Raw genomic sequence first — 24,578 nt, 5'->3', positions numbered from 1 at the left:
CGCCCGACTGCTTCGGTGTGTTTTTTTGGTATGACGAGGCGCGGCGGCGATAGTGAAGCATGAAGCGTCGGACAAGAATTGACTTGCTCGAGTACAGGATGAAATGAATGGTATCTCTTCGTTTTGCCACACCGGCATTATTGTTATTGTTGTCGGGCTGCGTTGTGGGCCCGGATCATGCTCCTCCTGAAATGCCGCTGCCCGCCAAATTCGGAGAGGGTGGAACCAAGAGTGTAGGCGACGTTGCTACCGCATCCTGGTGGACCGCCTTCAACGACCCCAAACTGAATGGCTATGTCCAGGCCGGCCTCGATCAGAATCTGACCGTCCAACAGGCGATCGAACGCATCAATGCGGCCTCCGCCAACGTCACCACCGCCGGTGCGGGCGGCCTTCCGAACCTGAACGTCGGCGCCTCGCACACCGTCAGCGGCCAGAAGGGCGAATTGCGCACGCAGTTCGACACGCGCAACACCAGCGCCGGCGACGTCCAACTGAGCTGGCTGCTCGATCTCTTCGGCCTCTACAAGCGCAGCACCGAGAGCGCGCTCGCTTCGCTCGATTCCGCCTACGCATCCGCTGATGTCGCCAAGCTGACCCTCGTGCAGGATCTCGTCTCGAGCTATATCGACGTTCGCTATTATCAGCAGCGCCTGGCGCTTTCGAACGCCAACCTGAAGTCTCGCCGGGAAACCTTCGAGCTGACCAAGTTCCAGCTCGAAGCCGGCGCCGCCTCGCGTCTCGACGTCGTTCAGGCCGAAGGCCTCGTCCAGTCGACGCTCGCTGAAATTCCCGGCCTCGAAACCAACATCCGCATATCGGCCCATCACATCGCCACGCTGCTCGGCCTGCCGGCCTCGGCTCTCGTCGATGAATTGCTGAAGGGCCGTGGCCAGCCGGTATTCCGCGGCGGCATCAACTCCGGCATTCCGGCAGATTTGATCCGCAACCGTCCCGACATCCGCGTAGCGGAGCGTGATCTCGCCGCCGCAACCGCCAATATCGGTGTTGCTCAGGCGCAGCTTTATCCGAGCATCTCGCTCAGCGGCTCGATCTCGCCGTCCTACATCAACCAGCGCGGCGTCCATGGCGGCCTGACCGGCTGGTCCTTCGGTCCGAGCCTCAACCTGCCGATCTTCGATGGTGGCCGTCTTCGCGCCAACGTCAAGTCGGCAGAGTCCAACGCTGCCACCGCCTATCTCAACTGGAAGTCGACGGTGCTGTCCGCCGTCGAACAGGTCGAAAATGCGCTTGCCGCCGTCCGGCGTGACGCCCGCACGGTCGCAGCACTTCAGGCCCAAGTGAAGACCACGCAGGAAACGCTCGAGCTTTCCACAGCATCCTACAAGGACGGCGCCTCTTCGCTGCTTGACGTTCTCGACGCCCAGCGCCAGGTTTCGCTTGCCCAGGCAAGCCTTGCCGCAGCCGTCCAGCAGATGGCCAAGGACTACGTGTCGCTGAACATCGCAGTCGGCGGCGGCTTCGCCCCCGGCGGCAAGACCACCGCACCGGCGGTAAAGGTTGTGGCTGTCAAGGGCTGACAGCTGCTTCAATCGATCTGAAAGTACAAAGCCTCGCGATCGTCTCGCGGGGCTTTTTCTTATCCGCAGCGTGCCGTAACCGAATAATTGCGCATAAGATGAATTCGGATTCGACAGGCGGGAAAAGCTGAGCTATCACTCTGATTAAACGATTAATCAGAGTGATCGTCGATCATGGCAACTTCGCGCCCGGGACCGAACCTCAGCAGGATAGCGACGTCGCTCGGCGTCTCCGTCGCCACGGTCTCCAATGCGCTTTCCGGCAAGGGCCGGGTTTCCGGCCAACTGGTCGAAAGGATCCGTGAGCATGCAGCCGAGCTCGGTTACGTCCCGAGCCAGGCAGGGCGGGCGCTGCGGACCGGCCGCAGTGGCGTCCTCGGCCTGGTGCTGCCCGATATCGCCAATCCGCTGTTCCCGAAGATCGCGCAGGCGATCGAATTCGCTGCCTCCGCCGCAGGTTACGGCGTGCTGATCGCCGATTCCCGCGGTGATGCCGCCGCCCAGACCGAGGCGATCAACCGGCTGGTCGAGCGCGGCGTCGACGGCATGGTCATCATTCCCCGCCGCGCCACCCGCATTTCGTCTGCCGCCTGTCCGGTCGCCGTCATCGACACTCCCTCGACGTCCGGAAACACCGTCGCCGCCGACCATTCGCAGGGCGGCCGCGAAATCGCCGGCCATCTCGCGAGCCTTGGCCATCGCCGTATCCTCATCATCGGCAACAATCGGGAATCCAACGTCCAGAACGACCGCGCCGGCGGCATCCGCTCCGGCATGCGCCCGGGCATGCATTCGGAAACGCTGTGGATCGACAGGCTGGAGCAGGAGAACGGCAGCGGCTGCCCGCTCGGCCTCGCCGAAAAAGTCAGGCAGGGTTTCACCGCCTTCGCAGCCCTCTCCGACCTGCAGGCGCTGCGCGCGCTGACGGAGTTGCAGCAGGCGGGTATCAACATTCCCACTGACGTCAGCGTCACCGGCTTCGATGACCTCATCTGGTCGCCTGTTGTCACGCCGTCGCTGACGACGGTCCGGATGGACATGGATAGGATTGCCGGCATCGCGGTATCGGCGCTGGCCGATACCATAAGAAAAAGCCGCACCCGGGAGGGCATGCTCGTTACCGCGGAGATCGAACGCGTCGCCATGCAACTGATCGTCCGCCAATCGTCCGGGCCTACGAACCCGGCACCAAAAACCTCAGAGATGGAGAACATGTAAGATGAAAAGAGCTCTCATTGCCTCGGCAGCATTCGCCGCCCTTTTCCCGCTCGCCGCAGCCGCAGCAGAACGGACGCTGACGATTTCCGTCTATGCCTTTGCACAGGACGATTTCAAGACGCTGGTCTACGATCCGTTCGAAGCCCAATGCGGCTGCAAGCTCGTGGTAGAGACCGGCAACAGCGTCGAGCGTCTGGCCAAGATGGAGGCGAACAAGGCCAACCCCGTCGTCGATCTCGCCGCCGTTTCCATGGCCGATGCGCTGGCCGCGTCCCGCGCCGACCTGATCGACAAGATCGATACCGCGAAGCTCGCCGATTTCGCCAAGCTCTACGAGGTCGCCAAGGATCCGAACGGCGACGGCATGAGCGTCGGTTACACCTTCTACGCCACTTCGATTGCCTATCGCTCCGACAAGATGAAGATCGACTCCTGGGCCGATCTCTTGAAGCCGGAATATGTCGGCCACGTTGCCTTTCCGAACGTGACCACCAACCAAGGCCCGCCGGCGCTCTATATGCTCGGCTTGGCGCTCGGCAAGGACACGCCGGATCTGAAGGGACCGATCGAAGCGCTGGGCGAGAAGAAGGACGACATCGTCACCTTCTACGAAAAGTCCTCGCAGCTGGTGCAACTGATGCAACAGGAAGAGATCTGGGCAGCGCCGATCGGCCGTTTCTCCTGGGCCGGCTTCACCAAACTCGACGTCCCGGTCGCCTGGGCAACGCCGAAGGAGGGGCAGACCGGCGGTATGAACGTGCTGGTTCTGACCAAGGGCTCGAAGAACCAGGATCTCGCTTTGCAGTTCATGGACTTCTGGCTCTCGACCGACATCCAGACCAAACTCGCCGAAAAGCTGATCGACAGTCCGGCAAACAGCGAGGTCAAGCTTTCCGAAGCCGCCGTCAACAACCTCACCTATGGCGAGGAAACGGCCAAGAGCCTCAAGCTGATCCCCTCAGCCGTTGCCCTCGACAATCGCGCCGGCTGGCTGAAGACGTGGAACGAGAAGGTCGGCCAGTAAGGCCCGCGTGAAAACTGGCCCCGGCGCCTCTGCCGGGGCCTTCCTCTTGTCCGCTCGAAAGGCGCCTCATGTTCCAGAACCGCGCAGAAGCCCTGGCACTCGCCTTGCCGGCAGCCATCTTTGCCACCGTGGTCTTTCTGTTGCCCGTTGCGATCCTCTTGTCGGAGGGCTTCCGCGCCGGCAGCAGCTGGAGCCTGTCGGCCTATACCGATTTCTTCTCAGGGACGTTGAACCGCACCGTTTTCCTGCGCACGTTCCGGCTCGGGTTCGAAGTCACCGCCGTTTCCGCGATCATCGGTTATGCCGCAGCCTTTGCCATCGTCAACCTGCCGGCGAAAGGCAAGGGCCGGATGATCGGCATCGTGACCCTGCCGCTGATGATCTCCCCGGTGGCGCGCACCTATGCCTGGATCGTCATTCTCGGCCGCACCGGCATTGTCAACCAGGCGATAACAGGCCTGGGTCTCAGCGCCGAGCCGCTGCGGCTGCTGTTCACCGAGACCGCGGTCTTCATCGGCCTCCTGCAGCTCTTCCTGCCGCTGATGATCCTATCGCTGATCAGCGCGCTCGAAAACATGCCGAAGGATGCGATTCCGGCTGCCCGCGTGCTCGGCGCCAACTGGTTCCAGGTCTTCTGGAAAGTCATCCTGCCGCTCACCAGGGAAGGCCTCGTCGTCGGCGGCACGCTTGTCTTCACCGGATCGCTGACCGCCTATATCACCCCCGCCGTGCTTGGCGGCTCCAAGGTGCTGATGCTGGAAACGCTGATGTACCAGCAGGTTTCCGTCGCCAATAATTTCGTTTCGGCAAGCGTCATCGCCTTCATCCTGATCGTCATGAGCTTTGCCGCCAACATTCTGCTGAAACGCCTTGCGACGGCGAGGAACCGCCGATGACGCTGCGTCTGTTTTCGCCTCTCGTGCTTTTCCTGCTGCTGGTCTTCCTGATCGGCCCGTTCCTGATCATCATCGCCGCTTCGCTATCATCAGGCGATACGCTGGCCTTCCCGCCGCAGGGCCTGTCGCCGCGTTGGGTGATGAAGGTGTTCACCATCGAGAGCTTCCGCGACAGCTTCGCCATGTCGATGTTCCTCGCCGTCTTCGGAACGCTCGCAGCCCTCCTCCTCGGCATCCCGGCCGCCTACGCCCTCTCCCGCTACAAGCTGCCCGCGGCCGAGACCGTCCGCACCATCGTCTCGCTGCCGATCATCGTGCCCGGCATCATCGTCGGTCTGGCGCTGCTGCGTTATCTCGTCGTGCCCTTCGGCTTCAATATCACGCTCGCGCTGTTCTTCGCCCATACGGCCCTGGTGCTGCCCTATGCCGTGCGCGTCGTCTCGGCGAGCCTTGACAATCTGCGCTCGGACATCGAGGAGGCCGCCGTCCTGCTCGGTTCCTCGCGGCTCGGCGCCTTCTTCCGCGTGGTGATGCCGAATATCCGCGGCGGCATCCTTGCCGCCTTCATCCTCGGTTTCGTCACCAGCTTCAATCAGGTGCCCGTCTCGCTCTTCCTGTCCGGTCCCGGCGTCCGCACGCTGCCGATCGACATGCTGGGTTACATGGAAACCACCTACGATCCTTCCATCGCGGCGCTCTCCGCCCTTCTCGCCTTTCTCTCCATCGGCATCGTCTTCCTCGCCGAACGCTTCCTGGGATTCTCGCGCTATGTCTGATGCCTATCTTCAACTCGACAAGCTGACCCTTGCCTATGGCGATACGGTCGCGGTCAGGGACCTCGACCTCGCGATCGGCAAAGGTGAGCTGGTGGCGCTTCTCGGCCCCTCCGGCTGCGGCAAGACGACGACGATGCGCGCCATCGCCGGCCTGCTGACGCCCGCCGGTGGCCGCATCCGCCTCGACGGCGCCGATATCACCCGCGTCTCGGCCAACAAACGCGCCGTTGGCCTCGTCTTCCAGTCCTATGCCCTCTTCCCGCATCTGACAGTCTATGAGAACGTCGCCTTCGGCTTGCGTCTCAAGGGCATTTCAGGCCAGGATCTCGATGCCCGCGTCGGCGCCGGCTTGAAATCGGTCGGGCTCTCGGCTTTTTCCGGCCGCAAGCCCGCCGAACTCTCCGGCGGCCAGCAGCAGCGCGTGGCGCTCGCCCGTTCGATGGTGATGGAGCCGAAGGTGCTGTTGCTCGACGAGCCGCTCTCCAATCTCGATGCCCGCCTTCGCCTCGAAATGCGCGCCGAATTGCAGCGCGTGCAGAAGGAGACCAGCGTCACCATGATCTTCGTCACCCACGACCAGGTGGAGGCCCTGGCGCTCGCCGACCGCATCGTCGTGATGCTGAACGGCGGCATCGAACAGATCGGCACGCCGGAGGAGATCTACAACAATCCGGCCTCAGCCTTCGTCGCCGATTTCGTCGGCTTCGAGAATGTCTTCGCGCTGAAGGATGGAAAGCTTGCGACGCCGAATGGGCCGGTCGGACTTTCCGGCCCGGCGCCGGAAGCCGCAGCCGGCCTCGCCTGGCGTCCGCGCATGGTGACCCTTGGCTCCGGTGCTTTCCAGGGCACCGTGCGCGGCACGTCTTTCGCCGGCAACGCCCGCGAATACCTGCTCGACACTCCGCTCGGCCCGATCAAAGCCGAGATCGATGCGGGCCTGCCGCCGCACGAGATCGGCAGCCCGCTCGCCTTCGATCTGCCGGTTGCCGGCGCAGCAAGCCTCAAACGGTTCGGGTGAAATCATGGGCGTCTGGATCGACACGGACATGGGTTTCGACGACATCGCCGCCATTCTGGTGGTGGGACAGTCGGAACTCGAGATCGACGGTGTATCGCTGATCTTCGGCAATACGCCGCTGCCGCAGGTGAGGATAAACGCCGCCGGCGCCGCCCGCGCCTTCGGCTGGACGTTCCCCATCCACACCGGCCGCCCCATGCCCGTGCTCGGCAAGCTCGAAACCGCTCAGGCGATCCTCGGCGAAACCGGCATCCCGACCATCGGCAGAAGCCTGCCGCAGGCGGCTGCCCTTGCCGAAAGCGATGCCTTCACAGCACTCTGCCGCTGGCTGGAGCGCAAAGGCCAGCACCGCATCCTGGCGCTTGGACCGCTCACCAACATCGCCGCCGTGGCGCTCGCCCGGCCGGATCTTGCTGCCCGCATCACCGAGCTCGTCTGGATGGGCGGCGGCGTCACCAGCGGCAACCATACGGCCTCTGCCGAGTTCAACGCGCTCGCCGATCCCGAGGCGCTTGCGATCGTCATCGCCCATGGCCTGCCGCTGCGCATGGTCGATCTCGACCTCTGCCGCAAGGTGCTGGCCAGGCCCGAAGACGCCGAGCCGGTGCGCAATGCCGGCGGCGCCAACGCCGAGCTGATCGCCGATATGTTTTCGGGTTATATCCGCATCGGTACCAGCCGCGGCCGCCCGGCCATGGCGATCTACGATCCTTCCGCCGCCGTCGCCTTCGTCGCTCCCGATATCGTCAGCTTCCGCCCTGCCCGTATCGACGTCGAGCTGCATGGCGCCTTGACCCGTGGTCGCACCGTCGTCGAGACCCGCGCCACGCATGCGAGTTTCAATGCTCAATTCGCCGCCGACATCGATGCCGACATGGCGCGAGTCATCATTCTCGCTGCCCTGGTCAACGAGGCCCGCAAATGAACGTCACCGCTCGCCAAGAACCCGCCGATCTCAACGATCCTGCCTTGCGGGCCCGCGCCGTCACTGCTGCGCGCGGCGACGCCCCCTTCGACATGCTGATCACCGGCGGCCGGCTGATCGATACGGTGACGGGCCTGATCCGGCAAGCCGATATCGGCCTTGTCGGCGCACTGATATCAAGCGTCCATGCCCCGGCAAGCCGTGCGGATGCAGTCGAGATTATCGATGCGGCGGGCAGTATCCTGACGCCCGGCCTGATCGACACGCACATGCACGTCGAAAGTTCGATGGTGACACCGGCCGAATATGCGAGCGCCGTCTTGCCACGCGGCGTGACAACGATCGTCTGGGATCCGCATGAATTCGGCAACGTCCATGGCCTCGACGGCGTGCGCTGGGCGATCGAGGCGGCGCGCGGCCTGCCGCTGCGTATGATCCTTCTCGCGCCCTCCTGCGTGCCCTCCGCACCAGGCCTGGAACTTGCCGGCGCCGATTTCGATGCTGCGGTCGTCGCCGAGATGCTGCACTCCTCCGCCGTCGGCGGCGTCGCCGAAGTGATGAACATGCGCGGCGTCATCGACGGCGATCCGCGCATGACGGCCATCGTCAATGCCGGCCTTGCCGCCGGCAAGCTCGTCTGCGGCCATGCCCGCGGCCTCGAAGGCGCCGATCTCAACGCCTTCATGGCATCGGGCATCACCTCCGACCACGAACTTACCTCCGGCGCCGATCTCCTCGCCAAGCTTTCCGCCGGCTTGACGATCGAGCTGCGCGGCTCTCACGACCATCTGCTGCAGGAGTTCGTCGAGGTACTGAACGGTCTCGGCCACCTGCCCCCGACCGTCACGCTCTGCACCGACGACGTCTTTCCGGACGAACTCCAGGAAGGTGGCGGCCTCGACGACGTCATCAGGCGCCTGGTGCGCTACGGCATGAAGCCGGAATGGGCCATCCGTGCCGCGACCTTCAACGCCGCACAACGTCTGAAGCGCTCCGATCTCGGCCTCGTCGCCGCCGGCCGCCGCGCCGACATCGTGCTCTTCGAAGACCTCGCGGAATTCCGGGCGCGGCTCGTCATATCAGCCGGCCGCATCGTTGCCCGCAACGGCAGCATGCAGGTTGCCGTCCAGCAGATCGATACGGCGCCGCTTGTCAATTCGGTGAAGCTGCTGCCGCTGACCGAGAATGATTTTCGCATCCCGGCGAAGGGCGAGCGCGTCCGCGTCGCCACCATCGACCGCCCGCGCTTCACGCAATGGGGCGAGGCCGAAACCGAGGTCAGGGATGGTTTCATCGTACCGCCGGCCGGCAGCGCCATGATCGCCGTCGTCCATCGCCACGGCAAGACCGACGGCATCCCGCGCATCGGCTTCCTCACCGGCTGGGGTGAATGGCGCGGCGCCTTCTGTACCACCGTTTCGCATGACAGCCACAACCTCACCGTCTTCGGCGGCAATCCAGGCGACATGGCGCTCGCCGCCAACGCCGTCATATCAGCCGGCGGCGGCATGGCGGTCGCCAAAGACGGTAGGGTCGAGGCGATACTGCCGCTGCCGCTCTCCGGTCTGGTGACGGATGCATCGCTGAAGGACACGGCCCTGGCCTTCGCCGGCATCCGCAAGGCGATGGAAAAGATCGTCACGTGGAAGCCACCCTATCGGGTCTTCAAGGCCTGCTTCGGCGCAACACTCGCCTGCAATCTCGGCCCGCATCAGACCGATCGGGGGATTGCCGATGTGGTGACGGGCAAGGTGCTGGAAAGCCCGGTACTGGCTGTTTGGTAGATCGAGGAAAGCGCAGCTCCGCCAGAAGGCGTGCCGTGTGCTCCTCAATGCCTAACCGGCCGAAGCAGGCGCCGTTACGGCAAATCCCGGCATGCGTTGTTTGAGGTTGACCGCAGCCAGCCCATCGGGCCCTGCTGTCATCATTTTTCGGCCTCCGGTTCGGATCATTGTTGCAATTCATTCTTAATTGCACAATATTCAAAGCAAGGGTCGTCAAGCATTTTTTGCAAATCATTCTGAATCGCAACTTGTTCGGCTCTCCGCGGCTTTTGCAATTCGGTCGCAATAGCAGCAAGAGGAGAAATATATGCTCTATAGGGAAAGACGGTCGGTTTTGGCCGGAGTTATTGGGGTGGCATTCGCGGCCGTGCTGGCTGCTTTTCCCGCCGTCGCCCAACAGACAAGCAATTCGAAGTTCAAGGTGGTGACGACCTTCACGGTGATTGCCGACATGGCAAAAAACGTGGCCGGTGATGCTGCGATCGTGGAATCGATCACCAAGCCGGGCGCGGAGATCCACAACTATGCGCCGACGCCGGGTGACATCCAGCGAGCACAAGGCGCACAGCTCATTCTCTGGAATGGGCTCAATCTGGAGCGCTGGTTCGAAAAGTTCTTCCAGAACCTGCACGACGTCCCCGGCGCCGTCGTCTCCGATGGCATCGAACCGATGGGCATCTCGGAAGGCCCCTACGAAGGCAAGCCCAATCCCCACGCCTGGATGTCGCCGAAGAACGCCCTGATTTACGTCGACAATATCCGAGATGCTTTCGCAAAGTATGATCCGGCGAATGCGGAGACCTACAAGGCTAACGCCGAGGCCTACAAGCAGAAGATCGAAGCGACGATCACTCCGATCCGCGCCACCCTCGAAAAAATTCCCGAGGACAAGCGCTGGCTGGTTTCAAGCGAGGGCGCCTTTTCCTATCTCGCCCGCGATTTCGGACTGAAGGAACTCTATCTCTGGCCAATCAACGCCGACCAGCAGGGCACGCCCCAGCAGGTCCGCAAGGTGATCGATGCGGTGAAGGAACACCAGATTCCAACCGTCTTCAGCGAAAGCACCGTTTCCGATAAACCGGCCCGGCAGGCGGCGCGCGAAACCGGCGCGCATTATGGCGGCGTCCTCTATGTCGACTCGCTGAGCGAAGCCGACGGCCCGGTGCCAACCTATATCGATCTTTTGCGCGTGACCTCCGATACTGTGGCCAAGGGTCTTGCCGATGGGTTGTCGCAATGACCGTGCTGCTTGGCAATCTTGTCCGTCCCGCATCCTCGGATGCGGGATCGGGGATCACGGTAAAGGATGCGACCGTCACTTACCGCAATGGACATACGGCCCTGAGGGACGCGAGTTTCCAGATTCCGACGGGCACGATCGCCGCGCTGGTCGGTGTCAACGGTTCCGGCAAGTCGACGCTCTTCAAGTCGATCATGGGCTTCGTGCGGCTCGCCAGGGGCCACATTCGCGTGCTTGGCATGCCGGTCGAAGAGGCGCTGCGCAAGAACCTCGTCGCTTATGTGCCGCAATCGGAAGAAGTCGACTGGAACTTCCCGGTGCTGGTCGAGGATGTCGTAATGATGGGCCGCTACGGCCACATGGGCATGATGCGCATCCCGAAGGCCGCGGACCACGAGGCAGTGGCGGCCGCGCTCGCCCGCGTCGCCATGAGCGAGTTCCGCAAGCGCCAGATCGGCGAACTCTCCGGCGGTCAGAGGAAGCGGGTCTTTTTGGCGCGAGCACTGGCGCAGGACGGCCGGGTCATTCTGCTCGATGAACCCTTTACCGGCGTCGATGTAAAGACCGAGGACCAGATCATCAAGCTCCTGCGCGAACTGCGGGATGAAGGCCGCGTCATGCTGGTCTCCACCCACAATCTCGGCTCCGTGCCGGAATTCTGCGACCGGACCATCCTGATCAAGGGCACGGTGCTCGCCTACGGCCCGACCGTCGAGACTTTTACGCAGGAAAATCTGGAAAAGACCTTTGGCGGCGTGCTGCGTCATTTCGTGTTGAGCGGAGCGCAGAACGGCAGGCCAACGTCGATCGGCGTTATAACCGATGATGAGCGCCCCTTGATTCTGCAGGGTGGCAAAGCGACTGCCCGAGGCCCCGATAGTGGCAATGGGGGCCGGGAATGATAGCCGACCTCCTGCAGCCCTTCACCTATGAATACATGCTCAATGCCATGTGGGTGTCCGCCCTTGTCGGCGGCGTCTGCGCTTTCCTCTCCTGTTATCTGATGCTGAAAGGCTGGTCGCTGATCGGCGACGCGCTCTCGCACGCCATCGTTCCCGGCGTCGCCGGCGCCTATATGCTCGGACTTCCCTTTTCGATCGGAGCCTTCTTTTCCGGAGGGCTCGCTGCCGCAGCGATGCTTTTCCTCAACCAGCGCACCAAGCTGAAGGAAGATGCCATCATCGGCCTGATCTTCTCCTCCTTCTTCGGGCTGGGCCTGTTCATGGTTTCGCTCCAGCCTATGGCGGTCAACATCCAGACGATCGTGCTTGGCAACATTCTCGCCATCACGCCCGAGGATACGCTGCAACTCGCCATCATCGGCTTCGTGTCGCTCGCTGTCCTGCTCGTCAAATGGAAGGACCTGATGGTCACTTTCTTCGACGAGAGCCATGCCCGATCGATCGGTCTCAATCCAACCGCTCTCAAGGTGATTTTCTTCACGCTGCTGTCTGCCTCCACCGTCGCGGCGCTGCAGACAGTCGGTGCATTCCTCGTCATCTGCATGGTGGTGACGCCCGGCGCGACCGCCTATCTGCTGACCGACCGCTTCCCGCGGCTGCTTGTGATCGCCGTCATCATCGGATCGATGACCAGTTTCGTCGGCGCTTATGCGAGTTACTTCCTCGATGGCGCGACAGGCGGCATCATCGTCGTGCTGCAGACGGCAATCTTCCTGATCGCGTTTTTCTTCGCACCCAAGCACGGCATGCTGGCGGCGCGCAGACGCGCCGCGCAGGCGCTGGAGGCAACACCATGAACATGGTCGAGACGCTTCTTTCGCCTTTCCAGTTCGGCTTCATGGTCAATGCGCTGGTGATCTCGGTGCTGGTCGCAATCCCGATGGCGCTGTTGTCCTGCTTCCTGGTTCTGAAAGGCTGGTCCCTGATGGGAGACGCCATCAGCCACGCCGTCTTCCCCGGCGTGGTAATCGCCTATATCGTCGGCATACCCTTCGCGGTCGGCGCCTTCGTGGCCGGCATGTTTTGCGCTATCGCCACCGGTTTCCTGAAAGATAACAGCCGTATCAAACAGGATACGGTGATGGGCATCGTTTTCTCCGGCATGTTCGGGCTCGGCCTGGTTCTTTATGTCAAGATCCAGTCCGACGTGCATCTCGACCACATCCTGTTCGGCGACATGCTCGGTGTTTCCTGGAGCGACATCGGGCAGTCGGCCGTCATCGCCGCGATCACGGCTGTCATTCTTGGTGTGAAGTGGAAGGACTTCCTGCTGCACGCCTTCGACCCCGCCCAGGCGAGGGCGGTGGGCCTCAGGATCAACCTGCTGCATTACGGCCTTCTCGCCCTCATCTCGCTGACGATCGTCGGTGCCTTGCAGGCGGTGGGCATCATCCTTTCGATCGCCATGCTGATTGCGCCGGGAGCCATCGCCTTCCTGCTCACCCGCAAGTTCAGCACGATGCTGCTCCTCTCCGTCACCATTGCCGTGATCGGCTCTTTTGTCGGCGTCTATCTGTCCTTCTTCATCGACAGCGCGCCGGCGCCGACCATCGTGCTTGTGCTGGCGATCGGCTTCGTGCTCGCCTTCATCCGTGCCACGCGCGGGACGGCCCGGGTTGAGGAATCGCCGATCGACTGATGGACATTGACGAAGTCGCTGCACCAGATAATCAAATCTTCAATTCTCGCTCGACCAACGCCACCCAATAGGCCGCCCCATATCCCAGCGCTTCTTCGTTGAAATCATAGGCCGTGTTGTGATGCAGCGCCCCATCCATTGCCGGACCGTTGCCGAGCCAGACATAGCAGCCCGGCGCGTTCTGGGCGAAGAAGGCGAAATCGTCGCCTGCCGTCGACGGTGGAAAGCTTGTCCGCACCTTTCCGCCGAAGACCGAGTTGGCCGCTGCGAGCGCCCGCGCGGTCGCATCCGCGTCATTGATGACAGGCGGAATCCGCCGCTCGAATGCATAGTCCACGGCGATGCCGTACATGGCCGCAGTGCCATGCGCCAACCGCCCGATCTCGGTCTCCAGCTGGTCGCGCACATCAGGCGAATAGGCCCGCGCCGTCCCGCCGATCTCGACGATATCAGGAATGACGTTCAGCGCCTTCGAGTCGCCCGCCTGCAGGAAACAGGCGCTGACGACGGCCGGTTGCAGCGGATCGACCACCCGCCCGACGATCGTCTGCAGCGATGCCAGGAAGGTCCCGGCCGCCGTGATCGGATCGCGGCCGAGATGCGGCTTGGCGCCGTGCGTGCCGGTCCCACGAAAGGTCATGCGCCAGCTGTCGGAGGAGGCAAGCTGCGGCCCCTCGACCACGGCGATCTCATCGACCGCAAGTCCAGGCATGTTATGCAGCCCATAAACGGCGTCGCAGGGGAAAAGCCTGAACAGCCCCTCCTCGACCATGCGCCTTGCTCCGCCTCGCCCTTCCTCGGCCGGCTGGAAGATGAAATGCACCGTGCCGGAAAAACCCTGCGTCGCCGCTAGATGCCGCGCGGCGCCAAGCAGCATCGCCGTATGGCCGTCATGGCCGCAGGCATGCATCTTGCCAGGCACCGTCGATTTATAAGGCCGCTCCGCCATCTCAGGCATGGCGAGCGCGTCCATATCGGCCCGCAGCCCGATCCTGCGCCCGCCTTTGCCGACCTGCAGCGTGCCGACCACGCCGGTGCCACCGAGGCCACGAAGCACCGTGATGCCAGCCTCTTCGAGAAGCCTCGCGACGATGCCGGCGGTACGCTCCTCCTCGAAACCGAGTTCGGGATGGGCGTGCAGGTCGCGGCGCAAGGCAGTAAGAAACGGCAGATCGTCTTTGATCCGGGCGGGAATGCTCATCGGGCAATGCTCCTGGGGCCTGGATATCCTGTCATGCGAAACGGGCGCCCAACCGGCGCCCGCGTCAGATTATCCTTGTTCATCAAACGGCCCACAAGTTCAACCCCTCAGGCCTCCTCGACGAACACCTCCTCGCGCTTCTTCTTGACACTCGGCAGGAAGACGACGACCAGCACGGCGAGCGCGATGGCCAGAAGAATGGCGCTGATCGGCCGTGTGACGAAGGTGGTGGGATCGCCACGCGACAGGATCATGGCGCGCCGGAGGTTCTCCTCGAGCAATGGCCCGAGCACGAAGCCGAGCAGAAGCGGCGCCGGCTCACAGCGAAGCTTCGCCAGCACATAGCCGATGAGCCCGAAGAAGGCGACGGCGTAGAGATCGTAGACGTTGGCGTTGACGCTGTAGACCCCGATCGAGCAGAAGGCCATGATGATGGGGAAGAGCACGTAGTAAGGCACGGTCAGGAGCTTTACCCAGAGCCCGATCAGCGGCAGGTTGAGGATGACCAGCATCAGGTTGCCGATCCACATCGAGGCGATGATACCCCAGAACAGCGCCGGCTGCTCGGTGGCGACGTTCGGACCGGGTACGATGCCCTGGATGATCATCGCCCCGACCATCAGCGCCATGACGGGATTGGCCGGAATGCCGAGCGTCAGCAGCGGAATGAACGAGGTCTGCGCGCCGGCATTGTTCGCCGATTCCGGTCCCGCAACGCCGGCGATCGCACCCTTGCCGAATTCCTCTGGCGTTTTCGACATCCGCTTTTCCACCGTGTAGGAGGCAAAAGCGGCGAGAATGGCGCCACCACCCGGCAGGATGCCGAGCGCCGAGCCGATCGCCGTACCGCGAATGACCGGCGCAATCATCTCCTTGAATTCCTGGCGGGACGGCAAAAGGCCGGTGACTTTGGCCATCAGCACCGTGCGTGTCGACTCGCCCTCGAGGTTGCGCAGGATTTCCGCCACCCCGAACACGCCGACGGCAAGCGCCACGAAGTTCAGCCCGTCAGCATATTCACGGATGCCGAGCGTAAAGCGTGGCGTGCCGGTGTAGATGTCGGTGCCGACGAGACCGAGCAGCAGCCCGAGCGCCACCATCGCCAGCGCCTTGACGACCGAGCCATGCGCGAGCGCGATCGAGGAGACGAGGCCGACGATCATTAGCGAGAAATATTCCGCCGAGCCGAATTGCAGGGCGATTGCGGTCAGCGGCGGTGCGAAGATCGCGACGAGGAAGGTCGAGACCGTGCCGGCAAAGAACGAACCCAGTGCCGCGATCGCAAGCGCTGCGCCGGCTCGGCCCTTGCGGGCCATCTGGTAGCCGTCGATCGCGGTCACGGCCGAGGAGGATTCGCCCGGCATGTTGATCAGGATCGCCGTCGTCGAGCCGCCGTACTGCGCGCCGTAATAGATGCCGGCGAGCATGATCAGCGAGGAAACCGGTTCAAGCTGGAAGGTGATCGGCAAGAGCATGGCGATCGTCGCCGTGGCGCCGATGCCGGGCAGCACGCCGATCAGCGTGCCGAGCAGCACGCCGATCAGGCAGAAGAGCAGGTTTTCCGGAGTGCCGGCTGTTGCAAAGCCGAGCGCGAGATTGCTGAAAAGATCCATCATCGTCTCCTAGAACCGGACCCAGGGGCCGAAGCGCTCGAACGGCAGGCCGAGCCCGTAGCTGAAGACCCCAACCGAAAAGATCGTCAGCAGCAACGACAGCACGATCGCGAAGAACACGTTCATCTTTCGCGATGCGAAGCAGGCGATGAAGGCGGTGAAAAACAGCGCTGGCGCAAATCCGAGCCCGCGCACCGTCAACCCGAAGAACACCGGCGCCGGCAGGATGAAGAACATGCCGCGCCAGGCAAACGGGTCGATCGGCTCGCCCTCGACCCGCAGCGCCTGAATGAAGATGATCGCGCCGAGAAGCACGAGCACGGCGGCAAGCACCAACGGAAAATAACCGGGCCCCATGCGCACTGACGTGCCGAGGTCGAGCCCCAGCGACTGGATGGCGAAGAAAGCACCGGTCGCGACGAAAAGCGCGCCGCAGATCGCATTGGTGGTATCGAAACTGATGGATTTCATGGTGTCTCCTGGGGAGATGGTTCGTGACGCACTGCTGCTGCGATTGCCCTCATTCGCCTGCCGGCACCTTCTCACCGCATGCGGGGAGAAGGAAAAATGCTGCTGCAAGCCCTTCGCCCCTTGCCGCCTTTGAGTGACGCAAGTCCCCTCTCCCCGTTCACGGGGAGAGGGTTAGGGTGAGGGGCTTATCCGGCATGTCCTGACGAGGATAATCCTCAGTCGGCATATTCGCCAGCGGCCTCGATCACCGTTTTCCAGCGGGCAATCTCGCTTTCGAGCTTGGCCTTCAACGCAGCCGGCGTCGCATCGGCGTCGGAGGATGGCGCCGTGCCGAGTTCGGCAAAGCGGGCGCCGACATTCGGATCCTTCAGCGCCACCTGCAGCGACTTCGACAGACGTTCGTTGATCTCGGCCGGCGTGCCCTTCGGCGTATAGATGCCGTGCCAGATACCGACCTCGAAGCCCGGCAGACCGGCTTCGACGGCCGTCGGAATGTCCTTCATCACGTCGAGGCGCTTGGGCGAGGTCACGGCATAGGCCTTGATCGTGCCGCCCTGGATCTGCTTCGTCGTGTTGGTCGTCTGGTCGCACATGACGTCGACCTGACCGCCGAGCAGATCGGTCATGGCAGGGCCGGTCCCCTTATAGGGAACGGTCGTGAGCGGCGTCTGGATGGCGCTCATGAACATCATGCCGCAGAGATGCGAGGCCGCACCGATGCCGGCATTGGCAACCGTCACCTTGTCCTTGTTAGCCTTGATATAATCGATCAGCCCCTTGAGGTCGGCCGGCTCCATGTCCTTACGGGCAACGATCGTCATCGGCACGTCGGTGACGAGGCCGACATAGTCGAAGGCGCCGAGCGTGTCGTAGGCGAGCTTGCGGTAGAGCGTCGCGCTGGTCGCCATGCCGATATGGTGCAGCAGGATGGTGTAACCGTCGGGATCGGCATTCGCCACGCGGCCGGCGCCAAGCGTGCCGCCCGCTCCGCCGACATTTTCGACGACGATCTGCTGGCCGAGATCCTTCGACATGGATTCGGCGACGAGGCGCGCGACGGTATCGGTCGGGCCGCCGGCCGCAAAGGGCACGACCATCGTAATGGTGCGCTCGGGATAGGTCTGCGCCGAAGCGGCGCCGGCGAGAAGAGAGACCGCGGCAGCCGCGGTCAGGCCGAGCATGGCCTTCAGAATTTTCATCGTTTCCTCCCTGATGAAATAAGCGAGCCCGCCGACACATCCTCCGCGCCGGTTCGGATCACCTATTTGCCGCCTGGAAAAATCGACCCGCAATCATTGCAGCCGCTTTCGAAAGACGATTTTACGACAGTGCGATGCAGCATGGGTCGATTTGGAAACAAACGGCTCCGGCGATGGGTGGAAATCCACCCATCGCACCGCGAGAGTGCGCCGCCGCCAGCTCCGGGGCTAGCTTTCGGTCGTCAGCATCCGCTTGTCGAGACCGTATTTCTGCATCTTTTCGTAGAGGGTCTTCCGGGAAATGCCGAGCGACTCATAGACCGGCCTGAGGCTGCCGCCATGCGCCACCAGCGCGCTGGCAATGACCCCGCGTTCGAATTCGGCGACACGCTCCGCAAGCCCGGTCGCCTCCTCGGCTTGCCGACCGCCATTGTCGAGACCGAGGACCAGACGGTCGGCAGCGTTCCTCAGCTCACGCACATTGCCGGGCCAGTCGCGCTGAGCAATGTCGGAAATCACGTCTGGCGGCACGGCCATCTCGTCGCGGCCGTAGCGGGCCGCCGCTTCCCGCACCAGTTGCAGGAAAAGCAGCGGAACATCCGCCCGCCGCTGCGACAAAGACGGCACGTGCAGCGTCGCGACGTTCAGCCGATAGAAGAGGTCGGCGCGGAAGCGCCCCGCCGCCACCTCCGCCTCCAGATCAACCTTGCTTGTCGCGATGAAGCGCACGTCGAGTGCCACCACCTCGTTCGATCCGAGCCTGGAGATCACCCGCTCCTGCAGCACCCGCAGGAACTTCGCCTGCAGGTCGAAGGGCATGGAGCCGATCTCGTCGAGCAGGATCGTGCCGCCGCGCCCGTGTTCGAATTTTCCATAACGCGGCCTCACCGCGCCCGGAAAGGCCCCCACCTCATGGCCGAAGAGCTCGCTCTCGATCAAGTTCGCCGGCAGTGCGGCACAATTGATCGCGATGAACGGCCGGCTCGCCCGGGCGCTGATGTCGTGGAGCGCCCGCGCCACCACCTCCTTGCCGGCCCCGGTCTCGCCGACGATAAGCGTATCGGCATCGCTCGCCCCGATCGCCCGGATGCGGTAGCGCAAATCCACCATCACCTGCGTGCGCCCCGGCAACCGCGCCTCGATATCGTCGCGCTTGCCGGCCACCGCTTTCAGCAGCCGGTTTTCGAGCACGAGGCCGCGCCGCTCCATCGCCCGGCGGATGACGCCGGCAAGCATCTCCGGCGTGAACGGCTTCTCGATGAAATCATAGGCGCCTTCGCGCATCGCCTTCACCGCAAGCTGCACGTCGCCGTGGCCGGTGACGAGAATGACCGGCACCTCGGGGTCGAGCTCGCGGATCTTCTGCATCAGCGTCATGCCGTCCATGCCGGGCATGCGGATATCGCTGACGACGACACCGGGAAAACTGTAGCCGATCAACTCCAGCACGTGGTCGCCGTTCGAAAAGGTCTCGACGCTGAAGCCGGAGAGCTCCAATGCCTGCGCCGTCGAGCGGCGCAATTCCTCCTCGTCGTCGACCAGCAGGATCTTCGCATCGTTCATTCCGCTGCCTCCGGCATCAGCCCTGCCGCCGATTGCAGCTCGATGCGGAACACCGCGCCCCCTTCGGGATGATTGGCAGCAGTAAGGCTGCCGCCGAAATCCTTGATGATGTTGTAGGAGATCGAAAGCCCGAGACCGAGCCCCTTGCCGACGCCCTTCGTCGTGAAGAAGGGATCGAAGATACGCTGGGCGATCGCCGCCGGCACACCCGGCCCATGGTCCCGCACCGTCAGCACCACTTTGCCGGCCTCCTCGAAGGCCGAAACCTCGATACGCCTGTCGTCCAGCCCTTCCACCGCATCGGCCGCATTCGAGATCACGTTCACCAGCACCTGCTGCAGACGCACCGAACCGGCGCGCACGACCGGCGGACGCGGTCCCAGATCGAGCAGGAATTCGGCATCCGCCGCCTTCAGCCGCCAGGCTATGATCTCGAGCGTATCGCGCATCGCCTCGTCGAGGGAAACGGGACCGAGCTTCTCGTTCGGCTTGCGGGCGAAGTTGCGCAGGTGCCGGCTGATCGCGGCCATGCGGTCGATGAGCCCACCGATACGCCGGATATTGTCCCGCGCCTCCTCCGTCCGCCCACGCTCGATGAGAACGGAGGCGCTGTCCGTATAGGTCTTGGCGGCGGCGAGCGGCTGGTTGAACTCGTGCGAAAGGGCAGCCGACATCTGCCCCAGCCCGGCAAGCTTGCCCGCCTGGATCAGATCGGCCTGTGTTTGTCTAAGCTGTTGCTCGGTCAGCCGCCGTTCGGCGATTTCTTCTTCGATGCGGCTGTTGACGCGGGCAAGATCGGCCGTGCGCTCCTCGACGCGCCGCTCCAGCTCGTTGCGGGCTTCGGCTTGCATCTGCATGCGCTCGGCAAGCCGCGCCCGCCTCTGACGCAGAACCGCAACCGCGAGCCCGGCGATGCAGAGAAAGAGAAAGACTGCCGCAAGCGCCGTGCGTGCCTGGGCACGGATGGAACTCGTCTCCATCAGCACGTTCACCGTCCAGTCCTCGGCCGGCATGTAATGCGAAAGCACCAGATATTCGCTCGAACCGCGCTCGCCGGCCAGCGTCATCAGCTCATGCTGCTCGAAGTGGTGACGCGTCACCGGCAGCGCCGCCAGCCTGGCATTGGCATAACGCCGCGACGCCTCGGTGCGGGCGACGCGATCGGCCGTCAGCGGCAGGATCGCGCCATAGAGCCATTCCGGGCTACCGGACATAAAGATGATACCCTCCGGATCGGAGACGAAAATCTTGTATTCGCCGCCGCCCCAGGAGGATTCGATCATGTCGATATCGACCTTGAAGACGATGACGCCGCGAATATCCGTGCCCGTCCGGATCGGTGCGGCAAAATAATAGCCGCGCTTCAGCGAGGTGGTGCCGAGCGCGTAAAATCGTGCCTGCCGGCCTTCGATCGCATCCTGGAAATAGGGCCTGTAGCTGAAATTCTGTCCGACGAAGCTTGCTGGCCCATCGTAATTGCTGGCCGCGATCGTCTCTCCGTCTGGCTTGACCACATAGATATCGGAGGATTTCAGCAGCCCGTTGATCTCCTTGAGATAGAGATTGGCCGCATCGCGCAGCGCCGCATCTTCAGGCGCGCTCACCAGTTCCTTGATGTCGTCATGATCGGCGATCAGCGCCGGCAGCGCCTCGTAGCGGTTGAGATGGCCGCTGAGTGCCGAAACGGCAAGGCGTAGCGCCGTTCCTGCCTGCGCCGAGGCTTCCTCCATATAGGCGCGCGTCGCAATCGCGCTCCCATACGTGAAGAAGGCGAAGATGATCAGCGGCACCACCAGCAACGCAGCTATCGCACGATATTTCGAAGACAGAACCGGCTCCTCCCCTTTTCTGCCTCCACTCCCCAGCGAGGCATACCCAACGCACCGAGTTTAGAGGGGTGGATAGGGATTTCCAAGGGGCCGCCGAAACTTGACACCCGGCAGGGGCAGTGTCCTATTGCTACACCGCAAGGAGGCCCCGCCCATGAGCGACGACCAGACGCCCGCCGACAGCAAACTCACCACATCCAAGCGTCGCTGGGCGGCAGAGGGCAAGTTCCTGACCGGCCGTATCAGCCGTCCCGAAGCCGAGCGCCTGCCGCCCGGCCAGCACCTTGTCAAGAACTGGCCTGTACTCGACCTCGGCCAGCAGCCTGTCATCTCGACCGAGACCTGGCGGCTCGAGGTGCGCGGCCTCGTCGAAACGACGCGCACCCTCACCTGGGCCGACTTCCAGGCGATCGAACAGAGCACGGGGGTGAGCGATATCCACTGCGTCACCACCTGGTCGCGCTACGACAACAAATGGAAGGGCGTTTCGACGCGCGATCTGCTTGACCTCGCCATGCCGAAGCCGGAAGCAGCTTACGTCATGCTGACGAGCTACGACGGCTATACCACGAACCTGCCGCTCTCCGATTTCGCCGCCGAGGATGCAATCCTCGCCACCGCCTGGGAAGGCCTGCCGCTGACGGCGGAGCACGGCGGCCCGATGCGTCTCGTCGTACCGCATCTCTATTTCTGGAAAAGCGCCAAATGGCTGCGCCGCATAGAGCTGATGCCTGCTGACCAGGCGGGCTTCTGGGAAAAGAACGGCTACCACATCTATGGCGATCCGTGGCGCGAGCAACGCTATTCCGACGATTGAGCTTTCGGCCGCGTGAAACGGCGAAGCGCAAACACGCTAAGGCCGAACAAAGAGGCGAGCCCCGTCAGCGATGCCATGCTGGCGGCATGAAACGGGACTCCGCTCCAGCGCGGCTCGACGATATCGGCCGTGTTGAAGGCTGCGCCGCTGAACCGGCAACTGATCAGCGCAAGCCCGCGCCGCGCCATGTCGGCGTCGACCGCGGAAATGATTTCACCCGCCGCAGCGGCCTCCCGCGGCATCTCGCGCATCGAAAGCAAGACCGCCTTGGTCGCGGCGAGATAGGCATGGGCGCATTCGTTGAACGGGCTCTCCTCGTCCGTCACGCTGCCCGGCACCCGGCCCCACAGACAGTAGGCGTACTGGATTTCAGCATAGTTCAACACACGACGGAACGGCTCGTTTGTCTCGACGGCGCGGGATGCAAGATCGATGATCCGACCGCGATAGTCAGACATGACAGCCATCTCGCCATGGGAGATTTGCGGGATATTCAGCCCGGCATAGCTGCCGCCGCCGCCGCGGCTATGGGCAAAAGCGCTTCCGGCGACCACACAAAAAAACGCGGCGGCAGAAAACGCCGCCAGCAGCAATGGTCTGGCTCTGTCGTTTTTCATAATCGCCCGAAAAGTTTAGGGCGCCGGCAAAGCGGTGCCCTTCGATGCGTTCAGTGAAATGCCGTTGCCGGTCGGCCGCGTTGCCCGCCCTTAACGGCAAGCCGCTTTTCCGCCAGCGCCCCGAAGACGAGGCCGAGCGTTGCCCAGAGGATCGCATGCATGCCGAGCGAGGTCGTGCGGAAGCCCCAGAGCACCATCGCCGAAAAGTTCTCCGGCACCTCGTTGATCGGCGGCAGCAGAGAGAGCACGAGACCGATGAAGACGAGATAGGCGATGCCGGCGATGATCGCGCCGTTCCAGGGACCGAAGCGCTCGGAGAGACGACGTGACAGCGCCACCGCGGCGATGAGTGCGGCAAGCGAAACGACGATCATCAGGAAGAATAGTTCGGTCCTGACGCCGATCGTGTCGGGATTGCCGACCGCCGGCGGAGTGGCGGGATATTTGATGCTGGGAACAAGCACGACCGCCACGAAGGCGGCAATGGCGATGGCGGCCGAGGTGCCGCGCGCCGAAAGGCGGCTGAAGCGACCGTGCACGAAGGCGAAAGCGAGCGCGAAGAGCCCGCCGACGGCGACGCTGTAGGCCATGACGCCGGTGAAAAGGCCGAGACCGGCCTGCGTGGCGCGGCTGACAATTTCAGGTTCGGCAGCTTCGCCGGCCGCCTGGGCGCTCGCCTCCTCGAAGGCGATCGCCGCATCGACCAGCGGCTCGCCGAAGGTATGGGCGAAAGCAAAAACGAGGATGCCGGCAATCAGGCCCGCGAGCATGCCGCGAAGCAGAAGGTTTCCAACCATGTCAGGAACTCCGATCGCGAAGCGCGCTTTAGTGGCAGGGAAAGCCGAGGAGATGGCGGCCGTCATGCACGAATTCGTGCACATACATGCCGTTGAACAGCGCCATCGCGCCTTCCTCGGTACCGACGAAATAGAGGACGATCAGCATCAGCAGGCCGCCGAAGATCGCCCAGGGCAGGATCTCTCCTACTGGGATCGGCGCCGGTACAGCAACGGGCGCGAAAGTGGTGTCAGACATGTATTCCTCCGGGAATGACGCGTTCAGTCGAAAGAGTGCTTATGCAGGTGGGTCTGACTTCCAGCGCGAAGAGTTTCGACACGCTGGTCACAGTGGCGCGACCGCGCCGGACTTACACCGGCTTCCAAACCCGCAACAGCACGGTTATATCTGCACGCCGAAGAGACTGTCAACGAAACTTCACAAGCCGGCGAAGGACGCTGTCGCTGCATTCCGGGAGACAAGAACGACCGTGAACACGCGCCTCACCTGGATCTGCCATGGCGCGACGGCAGCAAGCCGCAAGGCCCTGTTCCCGCTCGACGAACCGCTGGAGGACAAGGCAGTGGAGGAAGCCGGCAGGATGATCGCCCCGCCCCGCGCCGACCGTATTGCCACGAGCCCCGCCTTGCGCGCCCGCCAGACTGCTGACGCGCTCCGCCTCGAAGCCCAAATAGATCAGGCGCTTTGCGACTGCGACCATGGCCGCTGGGCCGGCAGGTCGATCGCGGCGATCGGAACCGAAGAGCCGGAGAACCTCATGGGCTGGATGAGCGATCCGGAAGCGGCTCCGCATGGCGGCGAGAGCCTTCTTGATCTGCGCAAGCGCATCGCCGGCTGGATGGATGGCCAGACCGTCCTCGGCGGCCACATCATTGCAATCAGCCATGCGGCCGTCATCCGGGCAGCGATCGTCCATGTGCTGCAGGCGCCGCTCTCCTCCTTCTGGCTGAGCGACGTCGAGCCGCTTTCCGTCATCAGCATGACCAGCAACGGACAGCGCTGGTCTCTGCGCTTCCAGCATTAGAGACTGCTGATCTTATCCAGCTTTGCACAAGCAAATCGCGTCATCTCTGTTGAACCCGGCTTTGCGGGGACTACTTCCTTGTCCCAAGGAGATGGAAGAATGACATATGATTGGAGTGGCGAGCGCACACGGCGCCTACGTTTGATGCGTGTCGCCACAGTCACGGTTCTGGTCGGTCTCATCGTCAGCGTCCCGCTGCTGATCGTCACCGCCTGAAGCACGAGAAAGGGCGAGCGATGCAATAGCACGCTCGCCTTCGTTTTTTCCCGCATCAGCCGGTCTCCCAACCAAGAATCGCGCTGCCAACGACGCCCTGGTTCCCCACAAGCCCTGTCGGGTCTCTCTGCGGCACAGCAACAGGCTGCCGCCTCCGATAATTCGCCTTCTGGTTTCAACAAACATTTCAGACTTTCGTGATAATTC

General features: G+C 63.1%; 23 protein-coding genes and 1 riboswitch. Of the genes, 14 read left to right on the top strand and 9 right to left on the bottom strand.

What is annotated here, in order from left to right; translation table 11 throughout:
* Positions 1 to 107: 107 nt before the first annotated feature.
* The 12 genes from OIU37_RS30915 to OIU37_RS30860 all read left to right on the top strand — a co-directional run bounded on the left by OIU37_RS30915 (position 108) and on the right by OIU37_RS30860 (position 13,023).
* Positions 108 to 1,541: an efflux transporter outer membrane subunit gene (locus tag OIU37_RS30915; protein WP_182209307.1), complete on the top strand. Its 1,434-nt coding sequence runs from the start codon at positions 108 to 110 to the stop codon at positions 1,539 to 1,541.
* 174 nt (positions 1,542 to 1,715) lie between these two features.
* Positions 1,716 to 2,759, top strand: a complete 1,044-nt coding sequence (locus OIU37_RS30910; protein WP_240604395.1) for a LacI family DNA-binding transcriptional regulator — start codon at positions 1,716 to 1,718, stop codon at positions 2,757 to 2,759.
* A gap of 1 nt (position 2,760) precedes the next feature.
* Positions 2,761 to 3,783 carry an ABC transporter substrate-binding protein gene (locus OIU37_RS30905; protein ID WP_240604396.1) on the top strand — a complete coding sequence of 341 codons (1,023 nt, stop codon included), beginning with the start codon at positions 2,761 to 2,763 and terminating at the stop codon, positions 3,781 to 3,783.
* A gap of 68 nt (positions 3,784 to 3,851) precedes the next feature.
* Positions 3,852 to 4,679 (top strand): ABC transporter permease, encoded by an 828-nt coding sequence (locus tag OIU37_RS30900; protein ID WP_264259702.1) that lies wholly within the window; start codon positions 3,852 to 3,854, stop codon positions 4,677 to 4,679.
* On the top strand, positions 4,676 to 5,455 hold the full coding sequence (locus tag OIU37_RS30895) for an ABC transporter permease (RefSeq protein ID WP_171605635.1): 780 nt from the start codon (positions 4,676 to 4,678) through the stop codon (positions 5,453 to 5,455). Before OIU37_RS30900 ends, OIU37_RS30895 begins: the two co-directional genes overlap by 4 nt.
* A complete protein-coding gene (locus tag OIU37_RS30890; protein WP_240604398.1) occupies positions 5,448 to 6,473 on the top strand; it encodes an ABC transporter ATP-binding protein in 1,026 nt (341 codons plus the stop codon). Before OIU37_RS30895 ends, OIU37_RS30890 begins: the two co-directional genes overlap by 8 nt.
* Before the next feature lie 4 nt (positions 6,474 to 6,477).
* Positions 6,478 to 7,398, top strand: a complete 921-nt coding sequence (locus tag OIU37_RS30885) for a nucleoside hydrolase (protein WP_240604399.1) — start codon at positions 6,478 to 6,480, stop codon at positions 7,396 to 7,398.
* Positions 7,395 to 9,182, top strand: a complete 1,788-nt coding sequence (locus OIU37_RS30880) for an adenine deaminase (RefSeq protein WP_240604400.1) — start codon at positions 7,395 to 7,397, stop codon at positions 9,180 to 9,182. The genes OIU37_RS30885 and OIU37_RS30880 overlap by 4 nt, the downstream gene beginning before the upstream one ends.
* 307 nt (positions 9,183 to 9,489) lie before the next feature.
* Complete coding sequence (locus tag OIU37_RS30875) at positions 9,490 to 10,422, top strand: metal ABC transporter substrate-binding protein (RefSeq protein WP_240604401.1); 933 nt, start codon at positions 9,490 to 9,492, stop codon at positions 10,420 to 10,422.
* The gene (locus tag OIU37_RS30870; protein ID WP_240604402.1) at positions 10,419 to 11,324 is read left to right on the top strand and encodes a manganese/iron ABC transporter ATP-binding protein; all 906 of its coding nucleotides are present in this window, start codon (positions 10,419 to 10,421) and stop codon (positions 11,322 to 11,324) included. The genes OIU37_RS30875 and OIU37_RS30870 overlap by 4 nt, the downstream gene beginning before the upstream one ends.
* Positions 11,321 to 12,181: an iron/manganese ABC transporter permease subunit SitC gene (gene sitC, locus OIU37_RS30865; protein WP_168323077.1), complete on the top strand. Its 861-nt coding sequence runs from the start codon at positions 11,321 to 11,323 to the stop codon at positions 12,179 to 12,181. Before OIU37_RS30870 ends, sitC begins: the two co-directional genes overlap by 4 nt.
* The gene (locus tag OIU37_RS30860; RefSeq protein ID WP_276314862.1) at positions 12,178 to 13,023 is read left to right on the top strand and encodes a metal ABC transporter permease; all 846 of its coding nucleotides are present in this window, start codon (positions 12,178 to 12,180) and stop codon (positions 13,021 to 13,023) included. The genes sitC and OIU37_RS30860 overlap by 4 nt, the downstream gene beginning before the upstream one ends.
* A 31-nt stretch (positions 13,024 to 13,054) precedes the next feature.
* Here the strand turns inward: OIU37_RS30860 and OIU37_RS30855 are convergent, their stop codons facing one another.
* The 6 genes from OIU37_RS30855 to OIU37_RS30830 all read right to left on the bottom strand — a co-directional run bounded on the left by OIU37_RS30855 (position 13,055) and on the right by OIU37_RS30830 (position 20,869).
* Positions 13,055 to 14,224, bottom strand: coding sequence for a M20 aminoacylase family protein (locus OIU37_RS30855; protein ID WP_240604403.1), 1,170 nt, complete (start codon positions 14,222 to 14,224; stop codon positions 13,055 to 13,057).
* A 107-nt stretch (positions 14,225 to 14,331) separates the two neighbouring features.
* Positions 14,332 to 15,837: a tripartite tricarboxylate transporter permease gene (locus OIU37_RS30850; RefSeq protein WP_240604404.1), complete on the bottom strand. Its 1,506-nt coding sequence runs from the start codon at positions 15,835 to 15,837 to the stop codon at positions 14,332 to 14,334.
* A 9-nt stretch (positions 15,838 to 15,846) separates the two neighbouring features.
* On the bottom strand, positions 15,847 to 16,308 hold the full coding sequence (locus OIU37_RS30845) for a tripartite tricarboxylate transporter TctB family protein (protein WP_171605645.1): 462 nt from the start codon (positions 16,306 to 16,308) through the stop codon (positions 15,847 to 15,849).
* 215 nt (positions 16,309 to 16,523) lie between these two features.
* Positions 16,524 to 17,507, bottom strand: a complete 984-nt coding sequence (locus OIU37_RS30840; RefSeq protein ID WP_168308443.1) for a tripartite tricarboxylate transporter substrate-binding protein — start codon at positions 17,505 to 17,507, stop codon at positions 16,524 to 16,526.
* A 228-nt stretch (positions 17,508 to 17,735) separates the two neighbouring features.
* Positions 17,736 to 19,070, bottom strand: coding sequence for a sigma-54 dependent transcriptional regulator (locus OIU37_RS30835; protein ID WP_168308444.1), 1,335 nt, complete (start codon positions 19,068 to 19,070; stop codon positions 17,736 to 17,738).
* Positions 19,067 to 20,869, bottom strand: a complete 1,803-nt coding sequence (locus tag OIU37_RS30830) for a sensor histidine kinase (RefSeq protein ID WP_240604405.1) — start codon at positions 20,867 to 20,869, stop codon at positions 19,067 to 19,069. Before OIU37_RS30830 ends, OIU37_RS30835 begins: the two co-directional genes overlap by 4 nt.
* 184 nt (positions 20,870 to 21,053) lie before the next feature.
* On the opposite strand from OIU37_RS30830, the gene OIU37_RS30825 reads away from it, so the two are divergent.
* Entirely contained in the window at positions 21,054 to 21,716 is a 663-nt protein-coding gene (locus OIU37_RS30825; RefSeq protein WP_264259701.1) for a sulfite oxidase-like oxidoreductase, read from the top strand.
* On the opposite strand, the gene OIU37_RS30820 is transcribed toward OIU37_RS30825, so the two are convergent.
* From OIU37_RS30820 to OIU37_RS30810, 3 genes are read right to left on the bottom strand one after another with little or no spacing between them, the layout of a single operon-like run.
* Positions 21,701 to 22,333: a hypothetical protein gene (locus OIU37_RS30820; protein ID WP_240604407.1), complete on the bottom strand. Its 633-nt coding sequence runs from the start codon at positions 22,331 to 22,333 to the stop codon at positions 21,701 to 21,703. The genes OIU37_RS30825 and OIU37_RS30820 overlap by 16 nt on opposite strands.
* 50 nt (positions 22,334 to 22,383) lie before the next feature.
* Positions 22,384 to 23,130, bottom strand: a complete 747-nt coding sequence (locus OIU37_RS30815; RefSeq protein WP_171605650.1) for a CbtA family protein — start codon at positions 23,128 to 23,130, stop codon at positions 22,384 to 22,386.
* 28 nt (positions 23,131 to 23,158) lie between these two features.
* Positions 23,159 to 23,368, bottom strand: a complete 210-nt coding sequence (locus tag OIU37_RS30810) for a CbtB domain-containing protein (protein ID WP_003542661.1) — start codon at positions 23,366 to 23,368, stop codon at positions 23,159 to 23,161.
* Positions 23,369 to 23,396: 28 nt separating this feature from the next.
* Positions 23,397 to 23,517: riboswitch (cobalamin riboswitch) on the bottom strand.
* A gap of 83 nt (positions 23,518 to 23,600) precedes the next feature.
* Here OIU37_RS30810 and OIU37_RS30805 point away from each other — a divergent pair.
* Complete coding sequence (locus tag OIU37_RS30805; protein ID WP_264259700.1) at positions 23,601 to 24,155, top strand: histidine phosphatase family protein; 555 nt, start codon at positions 23,601 to 23,603, stop codon at positions 24,153 to 24,155.
* Positions 24,156 to 24,578: the final 423 nt, after the last annotated feature.

The sequence above is a fragment of the Rhizobium sp. BT-226 genome (assembly GCF_025847085.2).
GTDB lineage: Bacteria > Pseudomonadota > Alphaproteobacteria > Rhizobiales > Rhizobiaceae > Rhizobium > Rhizobium sophorae.
The sequence above is the reverse complement of the archived record's forward strand: the minus strand, read 5'-3'. Positions and strand labels throughout refer to the sequence as shown.

Excerpts from the sequence above, each read along its gene's own strand:
- OIU37_RS30835 (WP_168308444.1), bottom strand. The coding sequence starts at position 19,070 with ATGAACGATGCGAAGATCCTGCTGGTCGACGACGAGGAGGAATTGCGC.
- OIU37_RS30900 (WP_264259702.1), top strand. The coding sequence starts at position 3,852 with ATGTTCCAGAACCGCGCAGAAGCCCTGGCACTCGCCTTGCCGGCAGCC.
- OIU37_RS30875 (WP_240604401.1), top strand. The coding sequence starts at position 9,490 with ATGCTCTATAGGGAAAGACGGTCGGTTTTGGCCGGAGTTATTGGGGTG.
- OIU37_RS30910 (WP_240604395.1), top strand. The coding sequence starts at position 1,716 with ATGGCAACTTCGCGCCCGGGACCGAACCTCAGCAGGATAGCGACGTCG.
- OIU37_RS30815 (WP_171605650.1), bottom strand. The coding sequence starts at position 23,130 with ATGGTTGGAAACCTTCTGCTTCGCGGCATGCTCGCGGGCCTGATTGCC.
- OIU37_RS30905 (WP_240604396.1), top strand. The coding sequence starts at position 2,761 with ATGAAAAGAGCTCTCATTGCCTCGGCAGCATTCGCCGCCCTTTTCCCG.
- OIU37_RS30820 (WP_240604407.1), bottom strand. The coding sequence starts at position 22,333 with ATGAAAAACGACAGAGCCAGACCATTGCTGCTGGCGGCGTTTTCTGCC.
- OIU37_RS30870 (WP_240604402.1), top strand. The coding sequence starts at position 10,419 with ATGACCGTGCTGCTTGGCAATCTTGTCCGTCCCGCATCCTCGGATGCG.
- OIU37_RS30885 (WP_240604399.1), top strand. The coding sequence starts at position 6,478 with ATGGGCGTCTGGATCGACACGGACATGGGTTTCGACGACATCGCCGCC.
- OIU37_RS30850 (WP_240604404.1), bottom strand. The coding sequence starts at position 15,837 with ATGGATCTTTTCAGCAATCTCGCGCTCGGCTTTGCAACAGCCGGCACT.
- OIU37_RS30840 (WP_168308443.1), bottom strand. The coding sequence starts at position 17,507 with ATGAAAATTCTGAAGGCCATGCTCGGCCTGACCGCGGCTGCCGCGGTC.
- OIU37_RS30825 (WP_264259701.1), top strand. The coding sequence starts at position 21,054 with ATGAGCGACGACCAGACGCCCGCCGACAGCAAACTCACCACATCCAAG.
- OIU37_RS30890 (WP_240604398.1), top strand. The coding sequence starts at position 5,448 with ATGTCTGATGCCTATCTTCAACTCGACAAGCTGACCCTTGCCTATGGC.
- OIU37_RS30845 (WP_171605645.1), bottom strand. The coding sequence starts at position 16,308 with ATGAAATCCATCAGTTTCGATACCACCAATGCGATCTGCGGCGCGCTT.
- OIU37_RS30915 (WP_182209307.1), top strand. The coding sequence starts at position 108 with ATGGTATCTCTTCGTTTTGCCACACCGGCATTATTGTTATTGTTGTCG.
- OIU37_RS30895 (WP_171605635.1), top strand. The coding sequence starts at position 4,676 with ATGACGCTGCGTCTGTTTTCGCCTCTCGTGCTTTTCCTGCTGCTGGTC.
- sitC (WP_168323077.1), top strand. The coding sequence starts at position 11,321 with ATGATAGCCGACCTCCTGCAGCCCTTCACCTATGAATACATGCTCAAT.
- OIU37_RS30855 (WP_240604403.1), bottom strand. The coding sequence starts at position 14,224 with ATGAGCATTCCCGCCCGGATCAAAGACGATCTGCCGTTTCTTACTGCC.
- OIU37_RS30810 (WP_003542661.1), bottom strand. The coding sequence starts at position 23,368 with ATGTCTGACACCACTTTCGCGCCCGTTGCTGTACCGGCGCCGATCCCA.
- OIU37_RS30880 (WP_240604400.1), top strand. The coding sequence starts at position 7,395 with ATGAACGTCACCGCTCGCCAAGAACCCGCCGATCTCAACGATCCTGCC.
- OIU37_RS30860 (WP_276314862.1), top strand. The coding sequence starts at position 12,178 with ATGAACATGGTCGAGACGCTTCTTTCGCCTTTCCAGTTCGGCTTCATG.